The 2,940-nt window shown below is 44.9% G+C and carries 2 protein-coding genes; both read right to left on the reverse strand.

The annotated features are described in order from the left end of the window. Positions 1–215: 215 nt before the first annotated feature. Positions 216–1,448 carry a lipid-A-disaccharide synthase-related protein gene (locus RMO84_RS20400; protein WP_310490269.1) on the reverse strand — a complete coding sequence of 411 codons (1,233 nt, stop codon included), beginning with the start codon at positions 1,446–1,448 and terminating at the stop codon, positions 216–218. 99 nt (positions 1,449–1,547) lie between these two features. Continuing rightward, positions 1,548–2,648, reverse strand: coding sequence for a glycosyltransferase family 4 protein (locus RMO84_RS20405; RefSeq protein WP_310490270.1), 1,101 nt, complete (start codon positions 2,646–2,648; stop codon positions 1,548–1,550). Between the last annotated feature and the right edge of the window lie 292 nt (positions 2,649–2,940).

Genomic DNA, 2,940 nt, shown 5'->3' on the forward strand with positions numbered 1-2,940 from the left:
TGCGATTTTTGTGGCGAAGTCTATCATGTCAGTGAAGATAAACTAACCCAGTTAGTCGGCGAATTGCAAGTCCAAACTTGAGTAACATCTTGATGAATCGATTTTAGTCTTAGCAATAGCCAAAGCAGTTATGACGATCGAATTAGTGCTGCTACACCCCCGACTTCTTCAAGAAGTCGGGGGTGTGTTCTCACAAGCTTGGCGACTGCTATATTTCATCGTGTGGTTACATCGGTTTTTAAAAATCGATCGCCAAAAATCCGCGCCATTGCGTCGCCACCGCCCGCACCACCGATCCGCTCTAGTCCATTTTCCCGACATTGTTGGAGGTATTCTGCATCCGCCAACGTGCGATCGATCGCTTGCGCTGCTTGGGTAATAGTTTCAGCCGTCGCTGGCTTGGTACCGATCGTTTGAATCGAGGAACCCAACAGACGCATTTGTGCTTCGGCGAAAGTATAGGTAAACTGAGGGCCAGCACCAGGAATTTGAATAATAGGTTTGCCCAAACCGACAGCTTGTTCGATCGCCGTACCAGCCATCCCCGCCACGAGATCGCACTGATGGAGAATATCTGCAAAGGCGTCATAAATGCAGCGTACTTTGAGTTGAAGATTGGGATGAATCAAATAACCTGTCGGCTGATATTCCCACCCTCTTGCCGCTGCTACCTGTTCGATCGGTATCGTACCATTCGCATCTGGCAAACATAAATTTGGGGTAACGGCAGCGCAAAACTGAATCCCATCGGGAAATAGTGGTGTTGTCGCGATCGCTAAATCTAGTAATAACTGTAAATTCGTACCCGCTTCTGGTAATCTACTCCCAGGTAATAAGGCAACTAGCGGCAGATCGGGCGATAATTGTAAATCTTTGCCTGTAATTTCCAAAGCATCCATCGCGGGAAAACCGACAAAGATTGCTTTGTCATAACCCTGTTTATTTAACAGTTCGGCTGTATATCGATCGCGTGTAAAAATCTGCTGACAGCGATCGGATTTGAGCAGCCATTCAGTTAGCTTGGGATACTGCATTCGATCCTCATAATATGCCGAACTCGATACCATAAATGAGATATATGGTTTGCCTGTCAAATAAGCACCGAGCAACACGACAACATCGCCGATCGCAAAAATTGCTTCGCATCCATCCCCATATTTACGAATAGCTCGAACTTGTCGCCACAGCAGGGTAAATAAACCCGATCGAATATCTTCTAACAACTTAAACCGATCGTTATAGACGAATCCACCCGATGGTAAAGCTTCAGTGGGGCCGATAATGTTCACGTTTAAGTTACGATAAGCATTCCCATAACCGACGATCGGCATTGCGCCAATTTCTACATTGGGTGAGTGTTGTCGTAGGGCTTTGACAATTTGGATGGCATTGAGATCTTCGCCATGTCCGTTGCTAATGAATAAAACTTTCTTATCCGAACTGTTCATATTTAACCGCAGAGGTGCAGAGGATGCAGAGGACGCAGAGAGATTTCGTAGAGTGTAGGGTGCGTTACGCTTGCGCGATAACACACCAAAATCCAAGCTTTAATTTAAAACCCGAGCATATAAATCTTCTGTCTTAATCAACATCCGATCGAGTGTAAATAACTCTTCATACCGTTGCTTGCCATTACGCGCAAATTCTTCGACTAATTCCGGTCGATCGAGTAAGTATTGCATTCGATCGGCTAAAGTATCGACGTCTTTGGATGGAATCAGAAAGCCTGTTTTACCATCGGCAATTTGTTCGACGATACCACCAATAGTTGTCCCGATCGCGGCTTTTTGTTGAGACATTGCTTCGGCACAGGCTAGGCTACAAGCTTCTTGCAATGAAGGTAAGACAAAGAAGTTAAATAAGCTCATTAATTCTGGTAGATCGTTGATATAGCCAGCGAAAATCGTCCGATCGGCAATTCCTAAATCTTGAGCTTGTTGTTTGAGTTGTTGTTCTAAATCGCCCACTCCAGCGATAACTAATCGCAAGTTTAGTTTATCTTTAGCTACTCGCGCGAATGCTTGTAATAAGTAAGTCAATCCTTTGGCTTCAGCTAATCGCGCTGCTGTACCAATAATTGTTTGGGTTGTCGGATCTAAATTGAATTGGTTAGCTAGCGATATAACTTTAGATCGATCGAGTGTTGGTGTCGGTACGCCATTATAAATCATCTCTAGTTTGCCTGAATTCATGCCAAACTTGACTAAAATATCATACTCGGTTTGACAAACAGAAATTACTCGTGTCGCCCATAAATTGGCAAATAAACAGGCGAGACGATAGCTAACATCCGCACTGGCTCCATGATAACCATGCACGGTAAACACGATCGGCAAGTTGGGAAACAACAGCCGTACGGGAATCATCAATTCGTGTGCGCCATGAATGTGAATTAGATCGATCGATTGACGTTTTTGGGCAGCTTTAATTCCCGCAATTAGTTCTCGCAATCCTTTAAAGAAGTTACGCTCCCAGGCAGTAAACTCACAGTAATCGAGCTGTTGTTCTAAAAAAGGCGGTAAACCTTTACCCGTCGGCGCAAGCAATGTCACCCGATAGCGATGTTGATACTCTTTTATCAGACTTAATGCCTGTCTTTCCGTACCACCTAGATTTAGATAAGGTAATATATAAACTAAATGTTTCAAGGTTCGCTCGTCGATCGATTAGTTGAGATATTTACAGTGATTTCTAGATCTAAAAAGTCTGCGTATTAATTCGATCTGTAGGGGCGGTGCTTCATGCCCGCCCTTCAAGGGGTCAAGAGATCGCTCTCAATTTTATGGCTGCGGTTGCAATCTATGGGTACCCACAAGCGACGTTTTTATGTCTAGGGTTCCCCCCGAATAAAAAAGCGACGCAGCTCCCTTCGGGAAGGCTTCGCCAACGAACGGGAGCGACGCATCGACTCGGAGGAAACCTCCAAATCGATGCGTCAAG

This window comes from Chamaesiphon sp. VAR_69_metabat_338, assembly GCF_031423935.1.
In the GTDB taxonomy this organism is placed as follows: Bacteria; Cyanobacteriota; Cyanobacteriia; order Cyanobacteriales; family Chamaesiphonaceae; genus Chamaesiphon.

What these genes read in the sequence shown, in the direction of transcription:
- RMO84_RS20400 (WP_310490269.1), bottom strand. Translation starts at nt 1,448, where the DNA reads ATGAACAGTTCGGATAAGAAAGTTTTATTCATTAGCAACGGACATGGC.